Origin of the sequence: Providencia sp. PROV208, assembly GCF_028479465.1 — a bacterium.
GTDB classification, from domain to species: domain Bacteria; phylum Pseudomonadota; class Gammaproteobacteria; order Enterobacterales; family Enterobacteriaceae; genus Providencia; species Providencia alcalifaciens.
This window is the reverse complement of sequence record NZ_JAMPNS010000020.1, coordinates 44,538-69,393: the sequence shown is the minus strand read 5'-3', so window position 1 is coordinate 69,393 and position 24,856 is coordinate 44,538. Positions and strand designations below refer to the sequence as shown.

At 42.4% G+C, this 24,856-nt stretch carries 20 protein-coding genes; 14 read left to right on the top strand and 6 right to left on the bottom strand.

Annotated elements, in window-relative coordinates; genetic code table 11:
• The first annotated feature begins 3 nt into the window (after nucleotides 1–3).
• The 7 genes from atpH (at nucleotide 4) to glmS (ending at nucleotide 8,464) form a co-directional block, all read left to right on the top strand.
• The gene (gene atpH, locus PR766_RS15780) at nucleotides 4–537 is read left to right on the top strand and encodes a F0F1 ATP synthase subunit delta (protein WP_006660650.1); all 534 of its coding nucleotides are present in this window, start codon (nucleotides 4–6) and stop codon (nucleotides 535–537) included.
• 14 nt (nucleotides 538–551) lie between these two features.
• On the top strand, nucleotides 552–2,093 hold the full coding sequence (gene atpA / locus PR766_RS15775) for a F0F1 ATP synthase subunit alpha (protein ID WP_006660649.1): 1,542 nt from the start codon (nucleotides 552–554) through the stop codon (nucleotides 2,091–2,093).
• A gap of 55 nt (nucleotides 2,094–2,148) precedes the next feature.
• Nucleotides 2,149–3,012: a F0F1 ATP synthase subunit gamma gene (gene atpG / locus PR766_RS15770; protein WP_006660648.1), complete on the top strand. Its 864-nt coding sequence runs from the start codon at nucleotides 2,149–2,151 to the stop codon at nucleotides 3,010–3,012.
• Between the two features lie 34 nt (nucleotides 3,013–3,046).
• Nucleotides 3,047–4,429 carry a F0F1 ATP synthase subunit beta gene (atpD, locus tag PR766_RS15765; RefSeq protein ID WP_006660647.1) on the top strand — a complete coding sequence of 461 codons (1,383 nt, stop codon included), beginning with the start codon at nucleotides 3,047–3,049 and terminating at the stop codon, nucleotides 4,427–4,429.
• Between the two features lie 21 nt (nucleotides 4,430–4,450).
• Entirely contained in the window at nucleotides 4,451–4,876 is a 426-nt protein-coding gene (locus PR766_RS15760) for a F0F1 ATP synthase subunit epsilon (RefSeq protein WP_006660646.1), read from the top strand.
• Nucleotides 4,877–4,999: 123 nt separating this feature from the next.
• Nucleotides 5,000–6,370, top strand: a complete 1,371-nt coding sequence (glmU, locus tag PR766_RS15755; RefSeq protein WP_006660645.1) for a bifunctional UDP-N-acetylglucosamine diphosphorylase/glucosamine-1-phosphate N-acetyltransferase GlmU — start codon at nucleotides 5,000–5,002, stop codon at nucleotides 6,368–6,370.
• 261 nt (nucleotides 6,371–6,631) lie between these two features.
• Nucleotides 6,632–8,464 (top strand): glutamine--fructose-6-phosphate transaminase (isomerizing), encoded by a 1,833-nt coding sequence (glmS, locus tag PR766_RS15750; protein ID WP_154635899.1) that lies wholly within the window; start codon nucleotides 6,632–6,634, stop codon nucleotides 8,462–8,464.
• A 64-nt stretch (nucleotides 8,465–8,528) separates the two neighbouring features.
• Here the strand turns inward: glmS and PR766_RS15745 are convergent, their stop codons facing one another.
• The gene (locus tag PR766_RS15745; protein ID WP_154635898.1) at nucleotides 8,529–9,218 is read right to left on the bottom strand and encodes a hypothetical protein; all 690 of its coding nucleotides are present in this window, start codon (nucleotides 9,216–9,218) and stop codon (nucleotides 8,529–8,531) included.
• Nucleotides 9,219–9,417: 199 nt separating this feature from the next.
• Here PR766_RS15745 and PR766_RS15740 point away from each other — a divergent pair, with 199 nt between their 5' ends.
• Nucleotides 9,418–10,713, top strand: a complete 1,296-nt coding sequence (locus PR766_RS15740; protein WP_036962464.1) for an SLC13 family permease — start codon at nucleotides 9,418–9,420, stop codon at nucleotides 10,711–10,713.
• Between the two features lie 105 nt (nucleotides 10,714–10,818).
• On the opposite strand, the gene ulaG is transcribed toward PR766_RS15740, so the two are convergent.
• Both ulaG and ulaR read right to left on the bottom strand, forming a co-directional pair.
• Nucleotides 10,819–11,886 carry an L-ascorbate 6-phosphate lactonase gene (gene ulaG, locus PR766_RS15735; protein ID WP_006660641.1) on the bottom strand — a complete coding sequence of 356 codons (1,068 nt, stop codon included), beginning with the start codon at nucleotides 11,884–11,886 and terminating at the stop codon, nucleotides 10,819–10,821.
• A 115-nt stretch (nucleotides 11,887–12,001) separates the two neighbouring features.
• Nucleotides 12,002–12,757 carry an HTH-type transcriptional regulator UlaR gene (gene ulaR, locus PR766_RS15730; protein ID WP_006660640.1) on the bottom strand — a complete coding sequence of 252 codons (756 nt, stop codon included), beginning with the start codon at nucleotides 12,755–12,757 and terminating at the stop codon, nucleotides 12,002–12,004.
• Between the two features lie 416 nt (nucleotides 12,758–13,173).
• Here ulaR and PR766_RS15725 point away from each other — a divergent pair, with 416 nt between their 5' ends.
• The 3 genes from PR766_RS15725 to PR766_RS15715 all read left to right on the top strand — a co-directional run bounded on the left by PR766_RS15725 (nucleotide 13,174) and on the right by PR766_RS15715 (nucleotide 16,165).
• Complete coding sequence (locus PR766_RS15725) at nucleotides 13,174–14,937, top strand: PTS ascorbate-specific subunit IIBC (RefSeq protein ID WP_006660639.1); 1,764 nt, start codon at nucleotides 13,174–13,176, stop codon at nucleotides 14,935–14,937.
• 66 nt (nucleotides 14,938–15,003) lie between these two features.
• Nucleotides 15,004–15,471 carry a PTS sugar transporter subunit IIA gene (locus PR766_RS15720; protein WP_006663262.1) on the top strand — a complete coding sequence of 156 codons (468 nt, stop codon included), beginning with the start codon at nucleotides 15,004–15,006 and terminating at the stop codon, nucleotides 15,469–15,471.
• A 49-nt stretch (nucleotides 15,472–15,520) separates the two neighbouring features.
• Nucleotides 15,521–16,165 carry a 3-keto-L-gulonate-6-phosphate decarboxylase UlaD gene (locus PR766_RS15715; RefSeq protein ID WP_006660637.1) on the top strand — a complete coding sequence of 215 codons (645 nt, stop codon included), beginning with the start codon at nucleotides 15,521–15,523 and terminating at the stop codon, nucleotides 16,163–16,165.
• Between the two features lie 69 nt (nucleotides 16,166–16,234).
• Here the strand turns inward: PR766_RS15715 and PR766_RS15710 are convergent, their stop codons facing one another.
• Nucleotides 16,235–17,527 carry an MFS transporter gene (locus PR766_RS15710; protein WP_006663261.1) on the bottom strand — a complete coding sequence of 431 codons (1,293 nt, stop codon included), beginning with the start codon at nucleotides 17,525–17,527 and terminating at the stop codon, nucleotides 16,235–16,237.
• 557 nt (nucleotides 17,528–18,084) lie between these two features.
• Between PR766_RS15710 and PR766_RS15705 the strand changes: the two genes are divergently transcribed.
• Complete coding sequence (locus PR766_RS15705) at nucleotides 18,085–19,161, top strand: nitrilase-related carbon-nitrogen hydrolase (protein WP_006660635.1); 1,077 nt, start codon at nucleotides 18,085–18,087, stop codon at nucleotides 19,159–19,161.
• A gap of 52 nt (nucleotides 19,162–19,213) precedes the next feature.
• Here PR766_RS15705 and PR766_RS15700 read toward each other — a convergent pair whose 3' ends face one another.
• Nucleotides 19,214–19,756, bottom strand: a complete 543-nt coding sequence (locus PR766_RS15700; protein ID WP_006660634.1) for a TetR/AcrR family transcriptional regulator — start codon at nucleotides 19,754–19,756, stop codon at nucleotides 19,214–19,216.
• A gap of 94 nt (nucleotides 19,757–19,850) precedes the next feature.
• Between PR766_RS15700 and PR766_RS15695 the strand changes: the two genes are divergently transcribed.
• Nucleotides 19,851–21,341 carry an MFS transporter gene (locus PR766_RS15695; RefSeq protein ID WP_006663260.1) on the top strand — a complete coding sequence of 497 codons (1,491 nt, stop codon included), beginning with the start codon at nucleotides 19,851–19,853 and terminating at the stop codon, nucleotides 21,339–21,341.
• Nucleotides 21,342–21,541: 200 nt separating this feature from the next.
• Nucleotides 21,542–23,338 (top strand): IucA/IucC family protein, encoded by a 1,797-nt coding sequence (locus PR766_RS15690; RefSeq protein WP_006663259.1) that lies wholly within the window; start codon nucleotides 21,542–21,544, stop codon nucleotides 23,336–23,338.
• 49 nt (nucleotides 23,339–23,387) lie between these two features.
• On the opposite strand, the gene PR766_RS15685 is transcribed toward PR766_RS15690, so the two are convergent.
• Nucleotides 23,388–24,818 (bottom strand): MFS transporter, encoded by a 1,431-nt coding sequence (locus PR766_RS15685; RefSeq protein ID WP_154635897.1) that lies wholly within the window; start codon nucleotides 24,816–24,818, stop codon nucleotides 23,388–23,390.
• Between the last annotated feature and the right edge of the window lie 38 nt (nucleotides 24,819–24,856).

The window sequence follows — 24,856 nt, the reverse complement described above, 5'->3', positions numbered from 1 at the left end:
GGCATGTCTGAAATCGCTACTGTAGCTCGCCCCTACGCCAAAGCAGCTTTTGACTTTGCTGTGGAAAACCAAGCTGTTGCTAAATGGCAAGAAATGCTGGCCTTCACCTCTGAGGTGACGCGCAATGCACAGGTTGGTGAGCTGCTTTCTGGTTCTATTGCACCAGAAACATTAGCTAAAACGTTTATCTCTGTTTGTGGAGATGAAATTGACGAGCATGTTCAAAATCTGATTCGTGTTATGGCGGAAAACGGTCGTTTAACAACGATGCCAGAAGTATTAGCTCAATTTATTCAATTGCGCGATACGCTGGAATCAACTGTTGAAGTTGATGTTCTTTCTGCGAACGAACTGAGTGAACAGCAGTCAGCTAAAATTTCTGCAGCGATGGAAAAACGTCTGTCACGCAAAGTTAAGCTGAATTGCAAAATTGATAAGTCTGTTATTGCTGGAGTGATCATTCGTGCTGGAGACCTCGTCATTGACGGAAGTGTCCGCGGTCGCTTAGAGCGTTTAACTGACGTCTTGCAGTCTTAAGGGGACTGGAGCATATGCAACTGAATTCCACCGAAATCAGCGAACTGATCAAACAGCGTATTGCTCAGTTCGATGTTGTGAGTGAAGCTCACAATGAAGGTACGATTGTTTCCGTTAACGACGGTATCATTCGTATTCACGGTTTAGCCGAAGTCATGCAGGGTGAAATGATCGCACTGCCTGGCAACCGTTACGCAATCGCACTGAACTTAGAGCGTGACTCTGTTGGTGCTGTTGTGATGGGTCCTTATGCTGATTTAGCAGAAGGCATGAAAGTTAAATGTACTGGTCGTATTCTTGAAGTTCCAGTAGGCCGTGGCCTGTTAGGACGTGTAGTGAATACTCTGGGTCAACCAATTGATGGTAAAGGTCCTGTTGAGCACGATGGCTTCTCTCCTGTAGAAGTTATTGCTCCGGGTGTTATCGACCGTCAATCAGTTGATCAACCAGTACAGACTGGTTATAAATCAGTCGATGCGATGATTCCAATCGGCCGTGGTCAGCGTGAGCTTGTCATCGGTGACCGTCAAACTGGTAAAACAGCTCTGGCGATCGATGCAATCATCAACCAACGTGATTCTGGCATCAAATGTGTTTACGTTGCTATCGGACAGAAAGCATCAACTATTTCTAACGTAGTACGTAAACTGGAAGAGCACGGCGCTCTGGAAAATACCATTGTTGTTGTTGCAACTGCATCTGAATCAGCTGCACTGCAATACTTAGCACCATACTCTGGCTGCGCGATGGGTGAATATTTCCGTGACCGCGGTGAAGATGCGCTGATCGTTTATGATGACCTGTCTAAACAGGCTGTCGCATACCGTCAAATTTCACTGTTACTGCGTCGTCCACCTGGACGTGAAGCATACCCTGGTGATGTTTTCTATCTGCACTCACGTTTACTTGAGCGTGCTGCTCGCGTTAACGCTGATTACGTAGAAGCATTCACGAAAGGTGAAGTGAAAGGTAAAACAGGTTCATTGACTGCTCTGCCAATCATTGAAACTCAAGCGGGTGATGTTTCTGCATTCGTACCAACAAACGTAATTTCGATTACAGATGGTCAGATCTTCCTGGAATCTAACCTGTTTAACTCTGGTATTCGTCCAGCGGTTAACCCAGGTATTTCAGTATCTCGTGTTGGTGGTGCTGCTCAGACTAAAATCATTAAGAAACTGTCTGGTGGTATCCGTACAGCACTGGCTCAATACCGTGAACTGGCAGCGTTTGCTCAGTTTGCTTCCGACCTCGATGACGCAACTCGTAAACAGTTGAGCCATGGTCAGAAAGTAACTGAACTGCTGAAACAGAAACAGTATGCACCAATGTCAGTAGCAGAGCAGGCACTGTCTCTGTTCGCTGCAGAGCGTGGATATCTGGACGATGTTGAGTTAGCAAAAATTGGTGCATTCGAAGCTGCATTAGTTTCATTTGCACAGCGCGAGCATGCTGACCTTATGAACGAAATTGGTCTGGCGGGCAAATATAACGATGATATCGAAGCTAAGTTGAATAAACTGCTCGAGTCATTCAAAGCCACCCAGTCCTGGTAATACTATTCGGCCCGTGAATTTTTATGGGCCGTCTGGTTAATAAGGAGAAGCAGAAATGGCCGGCGCAAAAGAGATACGTTCCAAGATTGGAAGCGTGCAAAACACGCAGAAAATCACTAAAGCGATGGAAATGGTCGCGGCGTCCAAAATGCGTAAAACGCAGGAACGCATGGCGGCCAGCCGTCCTTATGCAGAAACCATGCGCAGTGTGATTGGTCACCTTGCATTAGGTAATCTGGAATATAAACATCCATATCTCGAAGAGCGTGAAGTTAAGCGCGTCGGGTATTTGGTTGTTTCAACAGACCGTGGTCTGTGTGGTGGTTTGAACGTTAACCTGTTCAAAAAACTGCTGGCAGACATGAAAACGTGGTCTGAGAAAAACGTTCAGGTTGATTTGGCTTTAATCGGTTCTAAAGCGGTAGCATTCTTCGGTTCTGTAGGCGGCAATGTCGTTTCGCAAGTAACCGGAATGGGTGATAACCCAACCCTTTCTGACTTGATTGGCCCAGTTAACTCTATGCTACAAGCCTATGATGAAGGGCGTTTAGATAAACTGTATGTGGTGAACAACAAGTTCGTCAATACAATGTCTCAAGAGCCAACGATTCTTCAGTTACTGCCATTGCCTGCAAGCGATGACGAAACGCTGAAGAAGAAATCTTGGGATTATTTATATGAACCCGATCCTAAGGCGTTGCTGGATACCCTGCTGCGTCGTTATATCGAGTCGCAGGTTTATCAGGGCGTCGTTGAAAACCTAGCTAGTGAGCAGGCCGCTCGAATGGTAGCGATGAAAGCCGCTACAGATAACGGTGGAAACCTGATCAAAGAGTTGCAGTTGGTTTACAACAAAGCTCGTCAGGCCAGCATTACTCAGGAACTGACCGAGATCGTTTCTGGTGCTGCCGCGGTTTAACAGCTAGGTTTACGAATTACGTAGAGGATTCAAGATGGCTACTGGAAAGATTATCCAGGTAATCGGCGCCGTTGTGGACGTCGAGTTCCCTCAAGATAACGTACCAAAAGTGTACGATGCTCTTGAGGTTATTAACGGTAAAGAAAAACTGGTGTTGGAAGTTCAACAACAGTTAGGTGGTGGTGTTGTCCGTTGTATCGCAATGGGTACATCAGATGGTCTGAGCCGTGGTTTAGAAGTTGTAAACTTAGAGCACCCAATCGAAGTACCAGTCGGTAAAGCAACTCTGGGACGTATCATGAACGTTCTGGGTGAACCAATCGACATGAAAGGTGATATCGGCGAAGAAGAGCGCTGGTCTATTCACCGTGCTGCACCAAGCTACGAAGAATTAGCTAACTCAACTGAACTGCTGGAAACCGGTATCAAAGTAATGGACTTAATCTGTCCATTCGCGAAAGGTGGTAAAGTAGGTCTGTTCGGTGGTGCGGGTGTTGGTAAAACCGTAAACATGATGGAACTGATCCGTAACATCGCGATTGAGCACTCAGGTTACTCAGTGTTCGCCGGTGTTGGTGAGCGTACCCGTGAAGGTAACGACTTCTATCATGAAATGACAGACTCAAACGTTCTGGATAAAGTATCACTGGTTTATGGCCAGATGAATGAGCCGCCAGGAAACCGTCTGCGTGTTGCGCTGACTGGTCTGACTATGGCTGAAAAATTCCGTGACGAAGGTCGTGACGTACTGCTGTTCGTTGACAACATTTATCGTTATACACTGGCAGGTACTGAAGTATCAGCACTGTTAGGTCGTATGCCATCAGCGGTAGGTTATCAACCAACGCTGGCGGAAGAGATGGGTGTTCTTCAAGAACGTATTACCTCAACTCAAACTGGTTCTATCACTTCCGTTCAAGCGGTTTACGTTCCTGCGGATGACTTGACTGACCCATCACCAGCAACAACCTTTGCTCACTTAGATGCAACGGTAGTTCTGAGCCGTCAAATCGCGTCTCTGGGTATCTACCCTGCGGTTGACCCTCTGGATTCTACTAGCCGTCAATTAGACCCACTGGTCGTTGGTCAAGAGCACTATGATGTTGCGCGTGGCGTTCAGTCTATTCTGCAACGTTACCAAGAACTGAAAGACATCATTGCAATCCTAGGTATGGACGAACTGTCTGAAGAAGACAAACTGGTTGTTGCTCGTGCTCGTAAGATCCAGCGCTTCCTGTCTCAACCATTCTTCGTTGCAGAAGTCTTTACTGGTTCACCAGGTAAGTTCGTTTCTCTGAAAGACACTATCCGTGGCTTCAGCGGCATCCTGAACGGTGATTACGACCACCTGCCAGAACAAGCGTTCTACATGGTTGGTACCATTGAAGAAGCTGTGGAAAAAGCGAAAAAGCTTTAATCCATCTGACGAGAGGTTGATATGGTAGCTGCAATGACATACTACCTGAAAGTAGTAAGCGCGGAAAAACAGATGTTTGAAGGCTTAGTACAAAAAATTCAGGTGACAGGTAGTGAAGGTGAGTTGGGGATTTATCCGCAGCATACCCCGCTGCTGACTGCCATAAAACCGGGCATGGTGCGCATTACGAAGCAGTTTGGTGAAGAAGAACTAATTTACCTCTCCGGCGGTATTTTAGAAGTTCAACCAACTGGCGTTATCGTACTCGCTGATACAGCGATCCGTGGTAAAGATTTAGACGAAGCTCGTGCAGTGGAAGCTAAACGCAAAGCGGAAGAACATGTCCGCAAAGCACACGGCGATGTTGATTATGCTCAGGCATCAGCAGAACTTGCAAAAGCAATAGCGAAACTTCGAGTTATCGAGTTAACTAAAAAGCTTATGTAATGATAGCAATATAGAAAAAGCCAGTTAGTTTGACTAACTGGCTTTTTTATTTGTGCGAAATATGTAGTAATTTATGCAGGAAATAGGTTTACTTTCACCCCAAAGTTGGAGTTTCAGGAAAATATGACTGTGCAAAGAAAAAGTGTCGTGATTTTAGCTGCCGGTAAAGGCACACGGATGTATTCAGACTTACCTAAAGTTCTGCATTTGCTGGCAGGTAAACCAATGGTTCAGCATGTGATTGATACTGCGAAATCAATCGGTGCGTCGGATATTCATCTGGTATACGGACATGGCGGTGATTTACTGAAAGAAAAACTGGGTGAACAAAACCTCAATTGGGTTCTACAAGCAGAACAATTGGGTACGGGTCATGCTATGCAGCAAGCTGCACCGCATTTCCAAGATGATGAAGACATTGTTATGCTGTATGGCGATGTACCGCTGATCGCTAAAGACACATTACAGCGACTCGTTGAAGCTAAGCCGGAAGGCGGTATTGGTTTACTCACTGTTATTCTCGATAACCCTGCGGGTTATGGCCGTATTATTCGTGAAAATGGTGAAGTGGTTGGTATCATTGAGCAAAAAGATGCCAACGAAGAGCAGCGTAAAATCCAAGAAATCAACACGGGTATTATGGTGGCAAGCGGGAAAGACTTTAAGCGCTGGTTAAGCCAACTGAACAATAATAATGCCCAAGGTGAGTATTACATTACCGATATTATTGCGCTTGCTCATAAAGAAGGTAACAAAATTGCGACTGTGCATCCGAGCCATCTCAGTGAAATGGAAGGGGTGAATAACCGTCTGCAATTAGCTGCATTAGAGCGCATCTACCAGAAAGAACAAGCTGAAAAATTACTGTTAGCGGGCGTGATGCTGATTGACCCTGCCCGTTTTGATATTCGCGGAACCTTAACTCATGGGCGTGATGTGGTGATCGACACCAACGTGATCATCGAAGGTAACGTAACACTGGGTAATAACGTTCAGATCCAAACTGGCTGTGTCCTTAAAAACTGTGTGATTGGCGATAACTCAATTATCAGCCCATACTCTGTGATTGAAAATTCTGAATTATCCACGGAATGTACCGTTGGTCCTTTCGCTCGCTTACGCCCAGGTGCTAAATTAGCAGCGAAATCCCATGTGGGTAACTTTGTTGAAATGAAAAATGCGTCTCTGGGCTTAGGCTCTAAAGCAGGGCATTTAAGCTACCTAGGTGACGCACAAATTGGTAGTAACGTGAATATCGGTGCGGGTACGATTACCTGTAACTATGATGGTGTGAATAAGTTTAAAACGGTTATTGGTGATGATGTGTTTGTTGGATCAGACACTCAGTTGGTTGCCCCAGTCAGTGTGGCTAATGGCGCTACAATTGGAGCGGGTACTACAGTCACTCGTGATATTAACGAAGGTGAGCTGGTGGTGAGCCGCGTGAAACAGACGCACATTAAAAACTGGCAGCGCCCAGTAAAGAAAAAATAAGTAAATAAAACATAAGTAAATATTGAGGAGAGATATTCAAGTCTCTCCTATGATTAGCTATGAACGAATTAGTTATCTAAGAATTAGCAGTCTAAGCAATGTCGGTCAGTTTTTTTAATATAAAAATCGCTACAAAAGTAGCAAACAAATAAAACAATAAAATTCCCCGTTTCTACAAGGCTGGGGAACAGCGAAAGCTGAACAATAATCAGGTTGCGACAATAAGAGGGGAATAACCCCTTTATTTAGGAATAACTTAATATGTGTGGAATTGTTGGTGCTGTCGCACAACGTGATATCGCGGAAATTCTGTTAGAAGGTCTTCGCCGTTTAGAATACCGTGGTTATGACTCTGCGGGTATGGCGGTGGTTGATCATGAAGGTCATCTGCAACGCTTACGTGAAGTCGGTAAAGTACAAATGCTGGCGGAAGAAGCAGAAAAAAATCCTGTTTCTGGTGGAACGGGTATCGCGCATACTCGTTGGGCGACTCATGGTATTCCAAGTGAGCGTAATGCTCACCCTCATACCTCAGGTTATATCGCCGTTGTTCACAACGGAATTATCGAAAACTATTTAGAACTGAAAGAAGCGCTGAAAAAACTCGGTTATATCTTCAGTTCAGATACTGACACCGAAGTTATTGCGCACCTTGTTCATCATGAACAGCAGCAAGGCGGTACATTACTGGAAGTGGTTCAGCGAGTGATCCCACAATTACGTGGCGCTTATGGCACTGTGATTATGGATAGCCGTAATCCTGATTTACTCGTTGCTGCGCGTTCTGGTAGCCCACTGGTTATCGGCCTTGGTGTTGGCGAAAACTTCTTAGCTTCCGACCAATTGGCGTTATTGCCTGTCACCCGTCGCTTTATCTACCTTGAAGAAGGGGATATTGCTGAAGTGACTCGCCGCACTGTGCGTATTTTTGATAAGCAAGGCGCACCAGTTGAGCGTGAACAGATTGAATCGAATGTTCAATACGATGCAGGTGATAAAGGCGCTTACCGCCATTACATGCAAAAAGAGATTTATGAACAGCCGATGGCAATTAAGAACACTCTTGAAGGGCGTTTTAGCCAAAATAATGGCATCGACCTGAGCGAATTAGGTTCGAAAGCCAGCGAAATTCTATCTCAAGTTGATCATATCCAAATCGTAGCGTGCGGAACCTCCTATAACGCAGGTATGGTTGCGCGTTACTGGTTTGAATCACTCGCTGGTATTCCATGTGATGTTGAAATTGCGTCAGAGTACCGTTACCGTAAACCCGCTCACCGTAAAGGTAGCTTAATGATCACCATTTCCCAATCAGGGGAAACGGCGGATACATTAGCGGCTCTACGTTTATCGAAAGAGCTAGGTTACTTAACATCGCTGGCAATTTGTAACGTGGGTGCGTCTTCATTAGTTCGCGAATCTGAATTTTCCCTGATGACCAAAGCCGGTGCGGAAATTGGTGTTGCGTCGACGAAAGCATTCACAACCCAGCTAACCGTATTGTTAATGTTGGTGGCTTACATGGGCCGCCTCAAAGGGGCAAAACCAGAGTTAGAAGAGCGTATCGCAACGGCTCTGCATGCATTGCCAGCGCGCATTGAAAGCATGTTATCTCAGGATAAAGTGATTGAAGCATTAGCTGAAGATTTCTCTGATAAGAGCCATGCACTGTTTTTAGGTCGTGGTGACCAGTTCCCTATTGCCGTTGAAGGCGCACTGAAGCTGAAAGAGATCTCTTACATTCATGCAGAAGCTTACGCTGCGGGCGAATTGAAACATGGTCCATTGGCACTCATTGATGCGGATATGCCAGTCATCATCGTTGCACCAAATAACGAATTGCTAGAAAAGCTGAAATCTAACATTGAAGAAGTGCGTGCGCGTGGCGGTTTACTGTATGTGTTTGCTGACCAAGATGCAGGTTTTGAAGCGAGCGAAAATATGAAAATTGTTTCTCTACCTCATGTGGAAGAGTTAATTGCACCAATTTTCTATACTGTTCCTCTACAACTCCTGTCTTATCATGTCGCCTTAATCAAAGGGACTGACGTAGACCAACCGCGTAACCTCGCTAAATCGGTGACGGTTGAGTAATCATCCACTGCTTTAAAAATACAGCCAGTATGACGGACTTAGTTATACTGGCTTTTTATTACCATCAAGATATTCTGTCTAAACTGTATTTTTCCGGCGATTTCATTCTTTTGGGAACCACCAGCTCCTCTCCACGAAAACATTCAAAATCTTCATAAAACTCTTCACTTGCTATTGAATTTCGTCGACCTTGATAAGATAGAGTGACTTGATCAGCATCGATTAAATATAATTTACCCTGTTTATCTTTCTTCACATTTCCCTGTACATAAAAATCATGAAGGATACGTTGGTGAGATTTTATAAAATCAAAGGCTTCTAATGGTTGGGCATCTTCACCATCGACAAATTTAGTGATTAAAATACGTTGGCCTGTATCGGGTAAGGTGGAGGCTCTGGAAAAATGATGACCATTGATTTCATTTAATATACGCGAAGTTCTTTTGCAGGTAGCGTACTCTGGTGCGAACTGGTCTGGTTTTTTTGGCACTTTTATAACGTAATTTTCAAAACGATATGCATTTCCGTAGCTACCCTCGCCAATTTTTCTTAGATTTTTAACCGAAATATTACCGCATTGGATCTGAGCTGAAAATTTATCAATCATTTCAATAGATTTGCTCTTTATTAATTGAGATTGAATATTGTTAACAGCCAAGATATGGAGCTGTGATTTAGTTAATTCATTGGGGATTGTTTTATTTTGGGTGATGAGGTGGTCTACATATTTTGAGTAAGGAATCGGTATAATCATATTGTTTACTTTATTTATTATAGTGTTAAAAAATAAAGTTAAATGTATATAAAATCACCTTTATAAACTATAACAAACCGATGGTATTTAGTTTGTTATATATACATCTATAGAGTATTAATTTCACGTATACTTAATTTTCTTGATGCAGTTTCGAGCAATAATTGAAAATAATAAAACCAAGATAAAGGCGACGTGGATGGCAGACATAGAATGGTTGAGTGCGGTTGTCATCGCAATCACAATAGGGTTTTGGGCGACAGGGAAGTTACCAGAATATCTGGTTGCATTACTGTTTTTAGCCGCAGCGGCATGTTTACATTTAGCACCGACCAATGTCATTTTTTCTGGGTTTACCTCAGAAGCATTTTGGTTGGTACTGAGTGGATTCATTCTCGGGTTTGCCATCAATAAAGTGGGGCTGGCGGAGCGTATCGCTCAACATATTTCAGGGCGTTTCACGAGTTCATGGCTAAAGCTGATTATTGGTGTGGTAATCCTCGCTTATGGACTGGCATTTATTATGCCGTCGAATATGGGGCGAATCGCATTATTAATGCCAATTGTCATGGCGATTGCGGACAAAGTTGGGTTACAAAGTGGTAGCCGAGGACGCATTGGATTAGCGCTGGCGGTGGGTTTTGGTACTTTCCAACTGTCGGCAACAATATTGCCTGCCAACGTGCCTAATTTAGTGATGGCGGGGGCAATAGAAACCACGTATCACCTTAAACTTTCCTATTTAAATTATCTGTTCCTGCATATGCCGATCTTAGGGCTTATCAAAGGTTCGTTGGTTGTTCTGTGCATTTATTTCCTATTTCCCGCTAAATTGCAGCCAGTAGCTGAGCAGAAAACCTTACCGCCGATGAGCCGTGATGAGAAAAAGCTCGGCATCGTATTAGCGATAACGTTGTTATTTTGGATCACGGATACCGCTCATGGTATTTCTCCTGCGTGGGTTGGGCTGGTGGCCGCGTGTTTTTGTTTACTGCCGAAAGTCGGGTTTGTCACCAATGACGAGTTTGTGAAAGCCGTGAATATCCGCACTTGTATTTATGTAGCAGGGATTTTGAGCCTTGCCACATTAGTGAGTTATTCCAATGTAGGCATGGTGGTTGGTACTTACTTACAGAAGATGCTACCACTTGATCCAAATAACCCATTTATAGATTTTGGTAGTTTGGTGGGTCTGACCAGCGGTTTAAATTTTGTAGTGACAGCCAATGGTGTTCCTGCGCTTTATACCCCATTAGCAGAGTCACTCTCTAATGCTACCGGTTTCCCACTGATTGCGGTTCTTATGGTGCAAGTGATTGGTTATTCAACACCATTGTTGCCTTACCAAGCGTCTCCGATCGTCGTAGCGATGGGGATGGGAAAAGTCCCGTTAATGGATGGGATTAGATTGTGCCTTATCTTGTTTATTTTGACCTTTTTCCTCTTGGTGCCGCTGGATTATTTTTGGTTTAAATTGCTGGGCGTGATCCCTTAATCACTATTTTTGTGATTAACATAAAGTTAGCGGTTTTATTAAGATAATAAAAATCCGGTAAGGAATTCGCCTTACCGGATTTTGTTTTTTTAATCGATATCAACCTTACAAGAAGGCTTTATACGGCAATTCAGGTTCGTTTTTAAAGATATCTTGGAAGCCTCTGAAATGCTGATAATGCATACGCCCCTTATCCGTAGGGTAGGTATATTTTCCTCCGACTTGCCAGAAGAATGGTGCAAATTTATATTGTAAGCGCTCTTTTTTCATATTCCACAGCACTTCAATTTCACGTGGATCATTTTGGAAGTTTGCCCAAATATCGTGGTGGAATGGAATGACGGTGGTGCAATCTAAAGACTCTGCGGCACGTAAAATATCGGATGAGGTCATTTTATCAGTGACACCACGCGGGTTTTCACCGAAAGAAAGCAGTGCAACATCGATATTGTAGCGGTTACCATGTGCGGCGTAATAGTTGGAATAGTGAGAGTCACCAGAGTGATAGAGCGAACCGCCTGTGGTTTCAATTAAATAGTTCACTGCACGGTCATCCATACCATCTAAAATTGCTTTGTCATAGGACGAAACACCTTTTGGTAAGGTCACTAGCGCTGTTCGGTCGAATGAATCCAGTACGCGAATTTTCATGTCGCCCACTTCAATCACATCACCGACTTTTGCCACAATACAGCGATCTTCTGGTACACCCCAGCCAGTCCACAGATTGACACAGGCTTGTGGGCCGATAAATTTCACATGATCGCCACAGTTTTGCAGTACCGCCGCAGCGACGTTAACATCAATATGATCGGCATGATCATGGGATGCCAAAATGGCATCAACATCTTTAATTGCAAAGGGATCAAGAGGGAAGATTGAGGTACGTAGGTTAGGCTGTAATGCTTCAACACCCCCCATTCGCATCATTTGATGTTGCTGGTTCATCAGCGGATTTTTCTGTGTCTTTTTGCCAGTTCCACACCAAAAATCGATGGAAATATTGGTGTTGCCTGCGCTTTTCAACCAAATACCTGTACAGCCTAGCCACCACATAGAGAAGGTGTTTGGCTCTACAACGGTTTTTTCAATCTCTTCATTCAACCATGTTCCCCATTCAGGGAATGTGCTTAAAATCCAAGATTCACGGGTAATTTCATTTACTTTACTCATAGCAACACCTTTCCTATCCAGAATTTCAAATGTAGGGGATTAGCGCCTTATTAATGAAAATAAGGCGAAATACAGAATAAATTTGTTAATTCGTTGAATTAGATTGTTAGTCTAATTATACAAGGATGACTTGCGTGCCTTGGGCTTTGATGGCTTGGAGAATTTTCGGGTCGGCGCTTTTACCTGTGATCAGATAGTCAATTTTATTTGTGGGGCAAAAAAGCATGCCAGTTTGACTTCCCACTTTTGAACTATCCACAACGACAACCAGTTTATCTATGCGATCAAGCATCTGTTGCTCAGCAACGGCAGTCAGCATATCTGTTTTATACAGCCCTGCTTCCGTTAACCCTTTCCCTGAGGTAAACATCCAGTTTCCGGCATAGCCCATCAATGTGCTGAGGGCTGGGTTAAGAAAAATACCTTGTGTTCGGTTATATTGCCCGCCAATCAGAATCACGTCCTCGTGTTCTTCTTCAATCAAGTAGCTGGCTAGCGGGAAATAGTTGGTCACAATTTGCACGCCTTTTCCACAAAGCTGCTGTCCTAGCAAAAATGCGGTGGAACCACAGTTGATAACAACGCTATCTCCGGGTTGGCAAAGCTCCGCTGCTTTTACCGCAATCTGTGATTTCTCTTCGTAATGATCGGTACTGTTGATATTCAGTGGTGACCATTTGCGTTTTTTCTCTTCAATGCGCTCCGCACCATTACGTATTTTTTTGAGCTTACCTTGCTCATCCAGTTTGGCGATATCTCGACGGGCGGTTGCAGGCGAGATATTAAAATGCTCTGTAATGAAAGATACGTTAATGATTTGATTTTCTTTCAATAAAGACAAAATTTCATGATGTCTTTGTGTCTCATTCATGTGTCGCGCCTTATTTCTGTATAATCATTTTTCGTCGTGAGTGGTGATAGTCAGTATGACAACTTTTGATTCAAAATGATTAGATTTGATTCTATATGATCACAATGAAAATTGTCAACTTACTAATTTCAAAAATTACCCATGTTAAATAAAACATATAACTAACTGTAAAATATAATTTTTACTATATTTGTTGTGATCAACACAGCAAATGTAGGGTTTTTTGCTGGTCAAAAAGTATCACTTTAAACAATCATAAATGAGCACTTAATGATTACTTATGATTGCAAAATGTATTTGAGTGATTGAATTGATAAACTGTTTGATTATAGCGTGAGAATGCTTGTCTGTGATCAGGGTAATGTACTTTTAAATAAGATAATAATTCACACTAAATTTGATTTAGGGGTAAAAATATGGATTTTCTGTACGACTCATTCTATATTTTTTACAGCCAAGTGATGACAAAAGCCCCGTTATTACTGGGATTAGTCACGTTGATTGGCTACTGGCTTCTAAAGAGAGATGGTACGACCATCCTAAAAGGAACCATTAAAACCATCGTCGGCTTTATGTTAGTGCAAGTGGGTGCCGACACATTAGTCTCCAGTTTCAAACCTGTCATTGCCAAAATGTCAGAGTATCATCACCTTACCGGCTCAGTTATTGACCCTTATACCTCAATGATGGCGACCATGGAAACCATGGGAGATAACTATTCATGGGTGGGTTATACGGTGCTGATTGCATTGGGTATTAACATACTGTTGGTTCTGTTCCGTCGTATTACGGGAATACGCACCATTATGCTGACGGGGCATATCATGTTCCAGCAAGCAGGATTGATTGCAGTATTCTATTTTGTGCTGGGAACCAGTATGTGGGAAACCATTATCTATTCTGCAATTCTGATGGCGCTATATTGGGGCATTTCGTCCAATATTATGTTTAAGCCAACGGAATCTGTCACTGGTGGAGCTGGGTTTTCAATTGGTCACCAGCAACAAGTCGCATCATGGATTGCTACCAAAATAGCGCATAAGCTCGGTGATAAAAATGATAGCGTCGATAATCTTAAGTTGCCGAAATGGCTGCATATTTTCCATGATAGCATTGCTGCCACTGCCATTGTTATGACGGTTTTCTTCGGTATCATCCTCCTTTCCTTTGGATTAACTAACCTGCAAGAAATGGCAGGGAAAACCCATTGGAGTATCTATATTTTAGAAACCGGTTTGAAATTCGCAGTCGCCATTCAGATCATCGTGACTGGGGTGCGGATGTTTGTCGCCGAGCTGTCTGAAGCATTTAAAGGAATTTCTGAGCGTGTTATTCCTAATGCTGTCCTTGCCATTGACTGCGCCGCAATTTACGCATTCTCGCCAAATGCAATGGTGTTTGGTTTCATGTGGGGGGCATTAGGTCAGTTTACTGCGGTGTTAATCATGTTGGGATTAAGCTCTCCGATCATGATTATTCCAGGCTTTATTCCGATGTTCTTCTCTAATGCCACGATAGGGGTGTTTGCTAACCATTTTGGTGGCTGGAAAGCCGTTATGAAAATCTGTTTTGTGATGGGGATTATTGAGGTCTTTGGATCGGCATGGGCGATATCGTTATTTAGCCAACAAGGAACAGATTTTAGCGGCTGGATGGGAATGGCTGACTGGGCATTAGTTTTCCCTCCTGTGATGCAAGGTCTCTCTTTCTCAAAATATTTTTTCTTTGTGTTGATTGGACTGTCATTTGTTTATATGTACTTTGCATCGAAAAGATTGCGTGCAGAAGAAGATGCTCAAGCGGCTGCGGCGGTAGAGCCACAGGTAGCGCAGAATATTGAGAACGAGCAAACCCAGCAACCTATTTCAAGCAGTGCTAGACCTGTCAGTATCCTCGCCGTGTGTGGTAATGGGCAGGGTTCATCAATGATGATGAAAATGAAAATTGCCAAATATCTTGAAAGTAAGGGCATTCCTCATGTTATGGATTCCTGCGCGGTCTCGGATTACAAATCAAAATTGGCGAACACCGATATCATTGTTTCATCCAAGCATCTCTCATCCGAAATGGATGCAGGGGAAGGCAAATTCATTCTGGGCGTTCAGAACATGTTAAACCCGAACTCATTCGGCGATGAATTACTGTCAATTATTCATAATAACTTTAGTGAATCGAAATAAATCCAATAACTAAATTTGTCATGGGTATTCAGTGATGAGTGTCCATGACCATAGGAGAGCAATGCCATGGGTTTTAAACAATCTCTAATGGAGAACAATTCCATTCAGTTACACGCCTCGGCGGATAATTGGCAGGATGCGATTAAGATTGGCACCGATATGCTCATTGCATCAGGTGCGATTTTACCGGACTACCATGAAGCAATTATTAGCAGCGTCAAAGAGTTAGGTCCTTATATCTGTATTGCTCCTAATTTAGCCTTGCCTCATGCTCGCCCTGAAAATGGTGTCTTAAAAACAGCTTTTGCTTTAGTCACTCTTAAAGAACCCATTGTATTTGATGGGGAAAGTGAACCTGTAGATGTCTTGATCACTTTAGCGGGTAGCTCTTCTGATGAGCATATGGAAGGTTTAATGGAAGTGACTCAAGTGTTGGATGATGAGGAGAGCGAAACGGGGATTGACCTCGATAAAATTCGCCGCTGTACCAGCGCTGAAGATGTTTATCAGGTGATTGATGCTGCATTAGCTTAAGCCGCTATGTATGAAATCTCCGAATTAATCTAAACACTAGGATAATCAAATGACTAAACCTTTAATTCAAATTGCATTAGACCAAACGAATCTGAAAGATGCGCTGGTAGTCGCTAATAACGTTGAGTCTTTTGTTGATGTAATTGAAATTGGTACCATTTTAGCTTTTGCCGAAGGAATGAACGCGGTATCGACGCTGCGTCGTAATCATCCATCCCACATTATTGTGTGTGACATGAAAACGACAGATGGTGGCGCTATTTTATCCAAAATGGCATTCGAAGCCGGAGCCGATTGGATCACGGTTTCTGCGGCCGCGCATATTGCCACCATCACTGCGTGTAAAAAAGTGGCGGATGAATTTAAGCGTGAAATTCAAATTGAGCTGTATGGTAATTGGACATTAGACGATGCGCAGCGCTGGGTGGATTTAGGGATCAAACAGGCGATTTACCACCGTTCCCGTGATGCTGAATTAGCCGGAGTCGGTTGGGGGCCTGAAGATCTTACCAAAATGCGCCAACTTTCTGATTTAGGTCTCGAATTGTCGATAACAGGCGGTATTGTGCCAGAAGATATTCACCTTTTTGAAGGCATCAAAGCGAAAGCCTTTATTGCCGGTCGAGCGTTGGTCGGGGAAAAAGGAAAAGCGACGGCTGAAGCATTGCGTGAGCAAATTAACCGTTTTTGGTGATAATCCTGAATAGATAACACTGAAGAAAAAATCCCCTCTCAATGGTAGAGGGGATTTTTTATCTATTATCTATAGACGCTTACTAGGAAGTAGCATGACAGCAATACCGCCAATGACGGTTACGGCTGAGAATGCTGCAAAGTTCCAACTACTTGCGACACCCAAGCTGGCAATATACGCTCCAAACATCGGTCCAGACATGGCACCTACACGGGAAATACTCATTGTCCAACCGGTTGCAGAAGCCCGTACGCTTGATGGATAGAAATGCGCCACATAGCCCGTTAGGATGAGTGGCGCAGAAATGCAGCCAATCCCAGCAAGACCGACAAGTAAATAGTTCATATAGATATTTTGTTTAAATACCATCAAACCAATACCCATAGCGCCAAGCATAAAGAAGAACGCAACAGTTCCTCTAGCGCCGCATTTATCGGCGACTTTCCCGAGGAATAACCCACCTAGTGCTGAAGACAAACTGAACACCACTAAGAAGGTTAAGCTGGAGCCCAGATCGTAACCTTCTTTACGCATAATGGAGGGTAGCCAAGTATTGAGCCCGTAAACAATGAAACCACCACAAAACAGCGCAACCCAGAAACAGCAAGTTGCTCGTAGGTAGTCTTTGGAAAAGATAATCGCAACCACTTCTTTTAAACTGCGGGAAGCTTGTTTTTCGTGTTTCACGGGTTCGTGATAGGTAACTTCAAGCTTTTCAGCCAATTTTTTCGCTTTATCGTGTAACCCTCGATTGTTGAGGTATTCAATAGATTCAGGTAACAGGCGAGACATCGGCCAGATTAACAGCAAGGGTAAAGCACCGACTATCATCACGCCACGCCAACCAAATTGGCTAAGAATAGCGATAGCAACGAGTGCAGCACATAAAATACCGAGTGAATAGCCCGAGTACATGATGGCATAGTTGAACGATCTTTTTTCGGTTGGGGAATATTCTATTGTGAGGGCGGCAGCGACAGGAATAACCCCCCCAAGACCGATACCACCGATAAATCGCATTAATCCAAAAAACCAAGGTGTTGGCGCTAAAGCGGTGGCTAACATGGTGGACGAAAACAGCGTAACGCAAATTAATAGCATGCGTCGTCGACCATATAACTCGCTTAACGTTCCGATAATAAAAGCACCAAAGAACATTCCCACGAGGGTATAACTGCTCAAGGCGCCTAATTCAATTGGGGTTAAATTCCACTCTTTATATTCAGAGAGTGTGGGTAAAACCGCACCCATAACCCCGACGTCATAACCTTCAAATAAAATGCTTAGCCAGCAAACCAGCATGACTTTAAAGGTCGTGCGTTTTGAGGATACAGATGTAATTTCAGATGTTTGTATTGTCATAAATCACTCTCTAATCGTTATTCGATCGATATTTTTTAATGGCAAGTACGTATATTTTTTAAATCTGAAAAGCCGACAATACACTTTACTTTTTTAAGTTAAATCACAATAGAAATGTTAATGAAATGTACAATAAGTGCAGTAAGCGGATATTTCATGCATTTTTTGTTTTTGTATTAAATATTAATAAATCTTAAGATTTATATTTATTTCTCCTTTTATTTTATAAATGAAAATGTATTCCTATATTACTTTCATGCAGAAATTAAAAAGATTTAAAATTACGTAACAAATTGATTTGCAACTGTATAAAACAAAAGTAACGTTAGGTTATATTTGTAATAAATAGGGTTTATAGCAGGTTATTAATATGTTTATAGCTTAAATTTTCAATTGAAATATTAGTTATGAATAGTGATAAAACTAAGCGTAAATATCCATAAAATGAAAATTAATATATATTTGACATAAAATTAACATATGAATAATATTCGATGAGTTTGATTTTTGAACAATGCAAAATGCAGGTAACTCGAAAATAAAATCGGAGAATTATTATGATAAAGCCATATGGTGTAGTGGGTTTAGTGCCAACAACGTGGGGAATAAAAACCCGTAGCGATATTATGAAAAATATCGACCATCTTGAAGAGCTATCCCATGGTGCGCTGTGGCTATCTTCATTAGATCTTCCAGTGAGGTTACTCGTCCTTCCTGAGGGAGCTTTACAAGGCTTCAATGATGAAGCGCTGGATTTGCCTATTGCGGAATTCTTAAAAGATGGGGCTATTGATATCCCAGGCCCAGAAACCGATAGGTTAGGTGAGTTAGCGAAATCTCAAAATGTTTACATCATGGCGCAGGCGAAAACACGTGATCCTGATTGGCCGGGAATTATGTTTAACGTCGGGTTTATTATTGACCCGAAAGGTAACATTATTCTGAAACACCATAAAATGTCCTCTTTACTGCCCTGTGAGCGGTCGGCATCTCCTCATGATCTGTATGATGAGTGGATTAAAAAATATGGACGCTCATTACAGTCTTTTTGGCCTGTTGTTGATACCGAAATTGGTCGTTTAGGGATCATGATGGCGATGGAAGGAAATTTTCCTGAAAATGGTCGAGGTCTGGCATTAAATGGAGCTGAAGTGGTGTATCGAGCATCATTACCGACACCATTTACTGAAAATGATTTGTTTGAGATATCCAACCGTGCCCGAGCATTGGAAAATAACTTCTATGTTGTCGCGCCTAATATTGGCTCAATGTATATGTTTCCAACCACGCAAGCGCCTATTGACTGTGGTGGCGGTCGTTCACTGATAGTCGACTATAAAGGTAAAATTGTTGGTAAACAAGAAGATACTAACGGGTCAACCTATGTTTACGGGGTGATTGACATTGAAGCGATGCGCTATCATCGCGCGAATGCTTCGGTCAGTAACTGGCTGAAAGATATTCGAACTGAATGCGCCCAGCTCATTTATGAAAATCCAATCTACCCAAAAAATACGTATCTGAATGAGCCACAGGGTAATCATAAACACTATCGCGAAACCATTTTGAACAAGCAAATTGAAAAAATGATCGAACGAAATGTATTTGTACCGAGTGTTTACGATAAAAAATAAGAAATAACAAATAACAATCAAGTAGAGGCATATAGCAATATATGCCTTGCGATTAAGGCTTATTAAATTCGCTGATCATATCGGTAAAAATCCCCTGCCATTCTTCGTCATCGATATCCATTAAACCAAAATAGCGTAACGTGAAGGCACCTTCAGTGGCTAAAAATAACAGTCGGGCACGTTTACCCCTTTCAGTCGATAAATCTAAGTTTGCAATACGTTCTCGATACCACTTACGAGTGCTTTCTAAATATTCAGGCGTCTGAAGCAGTGATGCCATTAACGCAGCACCTTTGGCAATACTGGTTTTATCGTGATCGGCAGTGGCTTTCATGTGGGCAATTACGCGACCCTCAGGGGAATTATCCTCCGCGATTTTTTGGTTAAAAATTTCATCATAAGAGTGACCCCAACGTTCAAACATCGCATCAATTAACGCTTCTTTATTACCAAAGCAGTATTGGACTCCACCTTTGGAAATCCCCATTGATTTGGCGACTGCATCAATCGTGAGTGCAGTAGCACCTTGTTTGATAACAATCTCTTCTGCTGCTTCCAGCACTTTCTCACGATCAATCGTTCGTTGACGTCCCATTTAAAAAAAACCTCTTTTCAATACGTACGTATGGAATTATATTGTAACACGATCATCCATCAAGGTGATCAATTAAACAAGTTGAGAAGATTTTATGATAACAGATTATAAACGTTGGATTATCCTCCTATTAGTATCGAGTGTGTTATTTCTCATCGTCATTGATGTCACCGTACTATATACCGCGTTACCTAAGTTAACCCATGATTTAGGTGCAACAGCATCTGAAAAATTATGGATTATGAATGCTTATCCGTTAGTCGTGGCAGGTCTCTTACCTGCTGCGGGAATGTTAAGTGATAAAGTAGGGCATAAATTTATGTTTCTACTTGGATTGCCTCTATTTGCACTTGCCTCTTTGTGTGCAGCATTTTCACCAACAGCATTCAGCTTAATTTTATCTCGTGGTTTTTTAGCGGTCGGTGCTGCGATTAGTATGCCAGCGACGTTAGCAATTGTTCGCCAAGTATTTTTAGATCCTAAAGAGCGAGCGCTGGCGATTGGTATTTGGTCTGCTGTGGCATCCGGTGGTGCGGCTATAGGACCCCTAGTTGGTGGTATATTGCTTAATCATTTTTGGTGGGGCTCTGTATTTTTGATCAACGTACCGGTGGTTCTGTTGGTGATCCCTTTTGCACTCTATTTAATTCCGAAAAGTAGTAAGAGTTCTAATCAACCTATTGATTATTTAGGCTCTTTATTTATTTTGGTGGGCTTGATTGGCTCAATTTATGCCTTAAAAGAGCTGGGTAAACCGAATATTGATTGGTTTACGTTGCTGATAGCGGCTGTGGTAGGCATTGTATTTTTGGTCATTTTTAGCCGTCGACAGTTAACCGCCGAAAAACCCATGCTGGATTTCAAGTTGCTCAGTGACCCGCAATTTTTTGCAGGGATTATGATGGCAATTTTGTCTGTGGTTATTATTGTGGGGGTTGAATTGCTGTTGAGCCAGCGCTTGCAGTTGGTTCTTGGGTATACCCCATTTGAGGCTGCGTTGTACATTATTCCGATCCCTATCGCATCGGTACTCGCTGCGCCTTTAGCGGGTATGTATTTGCATAAAGTCGGTGCCAAATTGATGATGATTTTGGGATTCACTTGTACGCTAATTGGTGTTGCAGGGTTAACGTGGGTGTTCAAATCCTCTACAGGCATTGTGTTACTGTCATTTTTATTTTGCGTTGGCTTTGGGCTCGGTGCCATTTTTACCACGGCTTCCACCACTATTATGCTGAATGCGCCAGATGAAAAAGCAGGGATGGCCGCCTCCATTGAGGAAGTCGCTTATGAGTTAGGTAGTGTACTGGGCGTCACGTTTATGGGGGGGTTGATGACCGCAATTTATACGTCGAAGTTAACATTACCCGAAAGTCTATCTGTCGCGGATAAAGCTTACGATAGCCTCGATGAAGCGTTAATTGTGGCAGAAGGGTTACCGCAAGATAGTGCAAATCTCTTAGTAAATCAGGCGAGTATGGCATTTGATAGCGCATTTATGTCTGTCATGATTGCCACGATAATCGTGCTGGTGGTGAGTATTGTGGTGTTGCCGTTTTTCTTTCGCCAAAAGCGTACAGCCTAAGCAATGTTGTCTAAATTATATTGCCTAAATAATATGGTCTAAAAATTGAGAACAAAGTGCGCTAAATAAAAGCGCACTTTTCATTAATTTCAAAATTATCTAATAAGTATGTATATCTAACACCCTTTAAAATGGTCTATCTATCGCATTTTACTTACTCTGCATTTTCAATCTGGTAAGAATGAGAAATGAGGGTATTTATGCAATTAGAACAATGTGATAGTTTAATTTTCCGTGATAATTACTTGACTCAAAAAAGTTGGCTCGCGGCGAACAAAATGATGACAAAGAAGCTCCTAACGGAGCTTACCCATGAAAGAATTATCACACCGATATTAATCGATGAAGATAATTATGTTTTTAAGATTGATAGCCAACAGGTTCGCTATCATTTCAAAGCGAAGAAGTATCTCTTAGAGCATTTAGATATTTGTCTCGATTCCATTAAAAAATATAAACAAGAACAAGAAGTTCCTATTGATGCCTTAGAACTGTTCATTGAATTATTTGAGTTTTTAGAGGTAGATAAATCGCTACTACCCATACATGTTGATGAAATGATCTCGACATTAAACAGTTGGGCCTATAAGCGAACTGCGGATCGCCTTAACGCCGAAGCACTAATACATGCCGATTATCAATTAATAGAATCTACGATGGATGAAGGGCATCCCGTTTTAGTCGCCAATAAAGGGTGCAATGGGTTTGATTTCATTGATTCTCTTAAATATTCCCCAGAATGTGGCGCTCAACAACATGTTGTGTGGATTGCGGTTTATAAAGAGAAAGCTACGTTCAGTGCAATTTCCTCATTAAATTACCAAGATTTAATCCATTCAGAGCTCTCTAAAGAGGAAATTAGTCATTTCAATGAAGTACTTCAACAGAATGAGGTGTTGAACGAAGATTACTACTGGATGCCAGTGCATCAGTGGCAGTGGCGTGAAAAGGTCTTAATTCGATTTGCAGCTGATATTGCTCGTAAAAAAATTATTTACTTAGGAATAAGTTCTGATTCTTATAAGGCCCAGCAATCGATTCGAACACTGTTCAATGTCAGTCAGCCAAATAAGCGTTATATCAAGCTAGCCATCTCGATTTTTAATTCCGGATTTATGCGCGGGCTTTCCCCCTATGCAATGAAAACGGCACCGGCAGTTAATGAAAGTCTCGATAACATATTTTCACAAGATGCTTATTTGATTGATAAAAATTTCAAACTACTGAAAGAAGTTGCCGCAATAGGATACCGTGACACTTTGTTTGAAAGGGTCATCACTGAGGAATCACCTCAAAAACATATGTTGTCCGCACTGTGGCGAGAAAATCCATATGATAAAATCGATAAAAATCAGCGATTAATGACCATGGCGTCATTACTCCATATTGATAACCACGGTACATCTTTCCTTATTGAATTAATCAAAGCATCCGGTCTGTCTGGGCGAGAATGGATACGTGAGTATTTAAAACGCTATTTATCGCCGCTATTGCATCTCTTCTACGCTTACGATGTTGTATTTATGCCTCATGGTGAAAACGTTATTTTGATTATTGAAGAGGACAAACCTGCCGGCATTTTCATGAAGGACATTGCGGAAGAGGTCGGTATTTTAAACCATGAAGGTGAGTTACCTGAGGCACTAGTTGAACGCGCTTACACTATGTTAGACAGTGAGAAAATTGAACACTTTTGGACGGAATCATTCGACTATTTCTTCCGCTATATGGCTGTTATTTTAGATAAAAACCAATGCTTAGATGAGGATGATTTCTGGCGATTGGTTGCGGATAATATTCATGAATATCAGGAAGAGCACCCTGAATTACACGAGAAGTATGTGCGGTTAAATCTGTTTGAACCAGCATTTAAACAAACATGCTTGAATCAACAAAAAGTACTGCATGGTCCTGAATGTTTGTCGCTTATCGAAATCAAAACCAATAAGCATCTTAATAGAATGATATCTAATCCATTATTTTTATTTAAAAAATAGTTAATATAAGAAAAGGATACTCACGTTTGAGTATCCTTCAGCGACTTAATTATTTAACTTTGCGAATTAAAATTGCTGCCAAGAATGGGCTAATAGCAAACAGAGCAAATAGCCATACAGATGCTTGTTGAGCTCCGACTAACCCTCCAGGGCTAATCAACCCGCTATTGTTGACCACCACACCCACTAATGCTGCGGATAATGCGGTCGCATATAATTGAATAGTGATAACAGAGGAAGAGGCGAGGTTTTCTTCTCCTTTTGGCGCAGCCTTAAATACCCGCAGTACCAAATGTGGCCAACATACGCCAATGCCTAAACCAACCCCCATCATGGCGAGTAAATAGAGAGCAAACAGCAGCATAGAGTCCACTAATGCTAAATTGGGTGTCAGTATCGATAAAATAACCAATGATATAAATATGATGACCGGACCCATCTTGAGAATACGCGGGACAATAGCGCCCGTTTTATTGGCGCTCAGTAGTGCGCCCACCGTCCAACCCGCCGCCATGACTGCGGTTAAATACCCCGCCATCAAAGGCGAAAACTGGTGAATGGTTTGCAAGAAATAAGGCACATAAATTTCTGTGGTCATTCCTCCCACTAGCAGGCACATCGTCAGGAAGATCATCCCAAGTTGAGTTTTCAGGGAGTAAGCTCCTGTAGGGAGTAAACGCTTTCCATTTTTTCCATCAATGAACGCAATGGTGATAAGCAAGGCAATACCGATGAGTAAGCCAACAAGATTGCTGAGTAAGCTTTCTGATAAGCTACCGATTGAGATGGCAAGCACGGAAATAACCAAGAGTGAAATAGCTAAAACTGGAATTTTATTTGACTGTGGTTGTTGATTTTTTTTTCTAGGTAGTTGATTGATAACAATGATTGCCAGTAAAACAGCGACGGGCAGTAAAGCCCAAAAAGCCCAGCGCCAATGACCGCCCTGCGCGAAAATTCCGCCAATGGCGGGACCACAAAGTGTCGCGATCCCCCACATACCGGAAATGACCCCCATGGCACGAGACCACAAGTTTGGCGTAAAGACAATCCGGATCAGCGCATAGCTAAGTGCGAACAACATTCCACCGCCCAGTCCTTGCAAGGCGCGCCCCCCTAATAATGTCAGCATTGAAGGTGATAATGCACACCAAATAGAACCGAAGGAAAATAGCGCTAGGGCAAAGAGATAAGCCCATTTAGGTCCCAAACTGTCCAGAACTTTACTGGATAAGGCTGAGCCAATAATGGAAGTCGCCACAAATAACGTGGTGTTCCATGCATAGTATTCAAGACCACCAATATCGTTGACGACGCTTGGTAGGATAGTGGTGACGATATAAATATTAATGGCATGTAATGCAACGCCACCCGTGAGAGCAATGGTTAATAATGCATTGGTACCGCTGAGTAAATCGGCCCATTTTCCTTGTTGTTCGGTGCCTGTTTCATTGAGTTGAGTGACAGTTTTATTGCTCATACACAGACCTGCTGGACGAAAGAGTGAAGAAAGAGGTA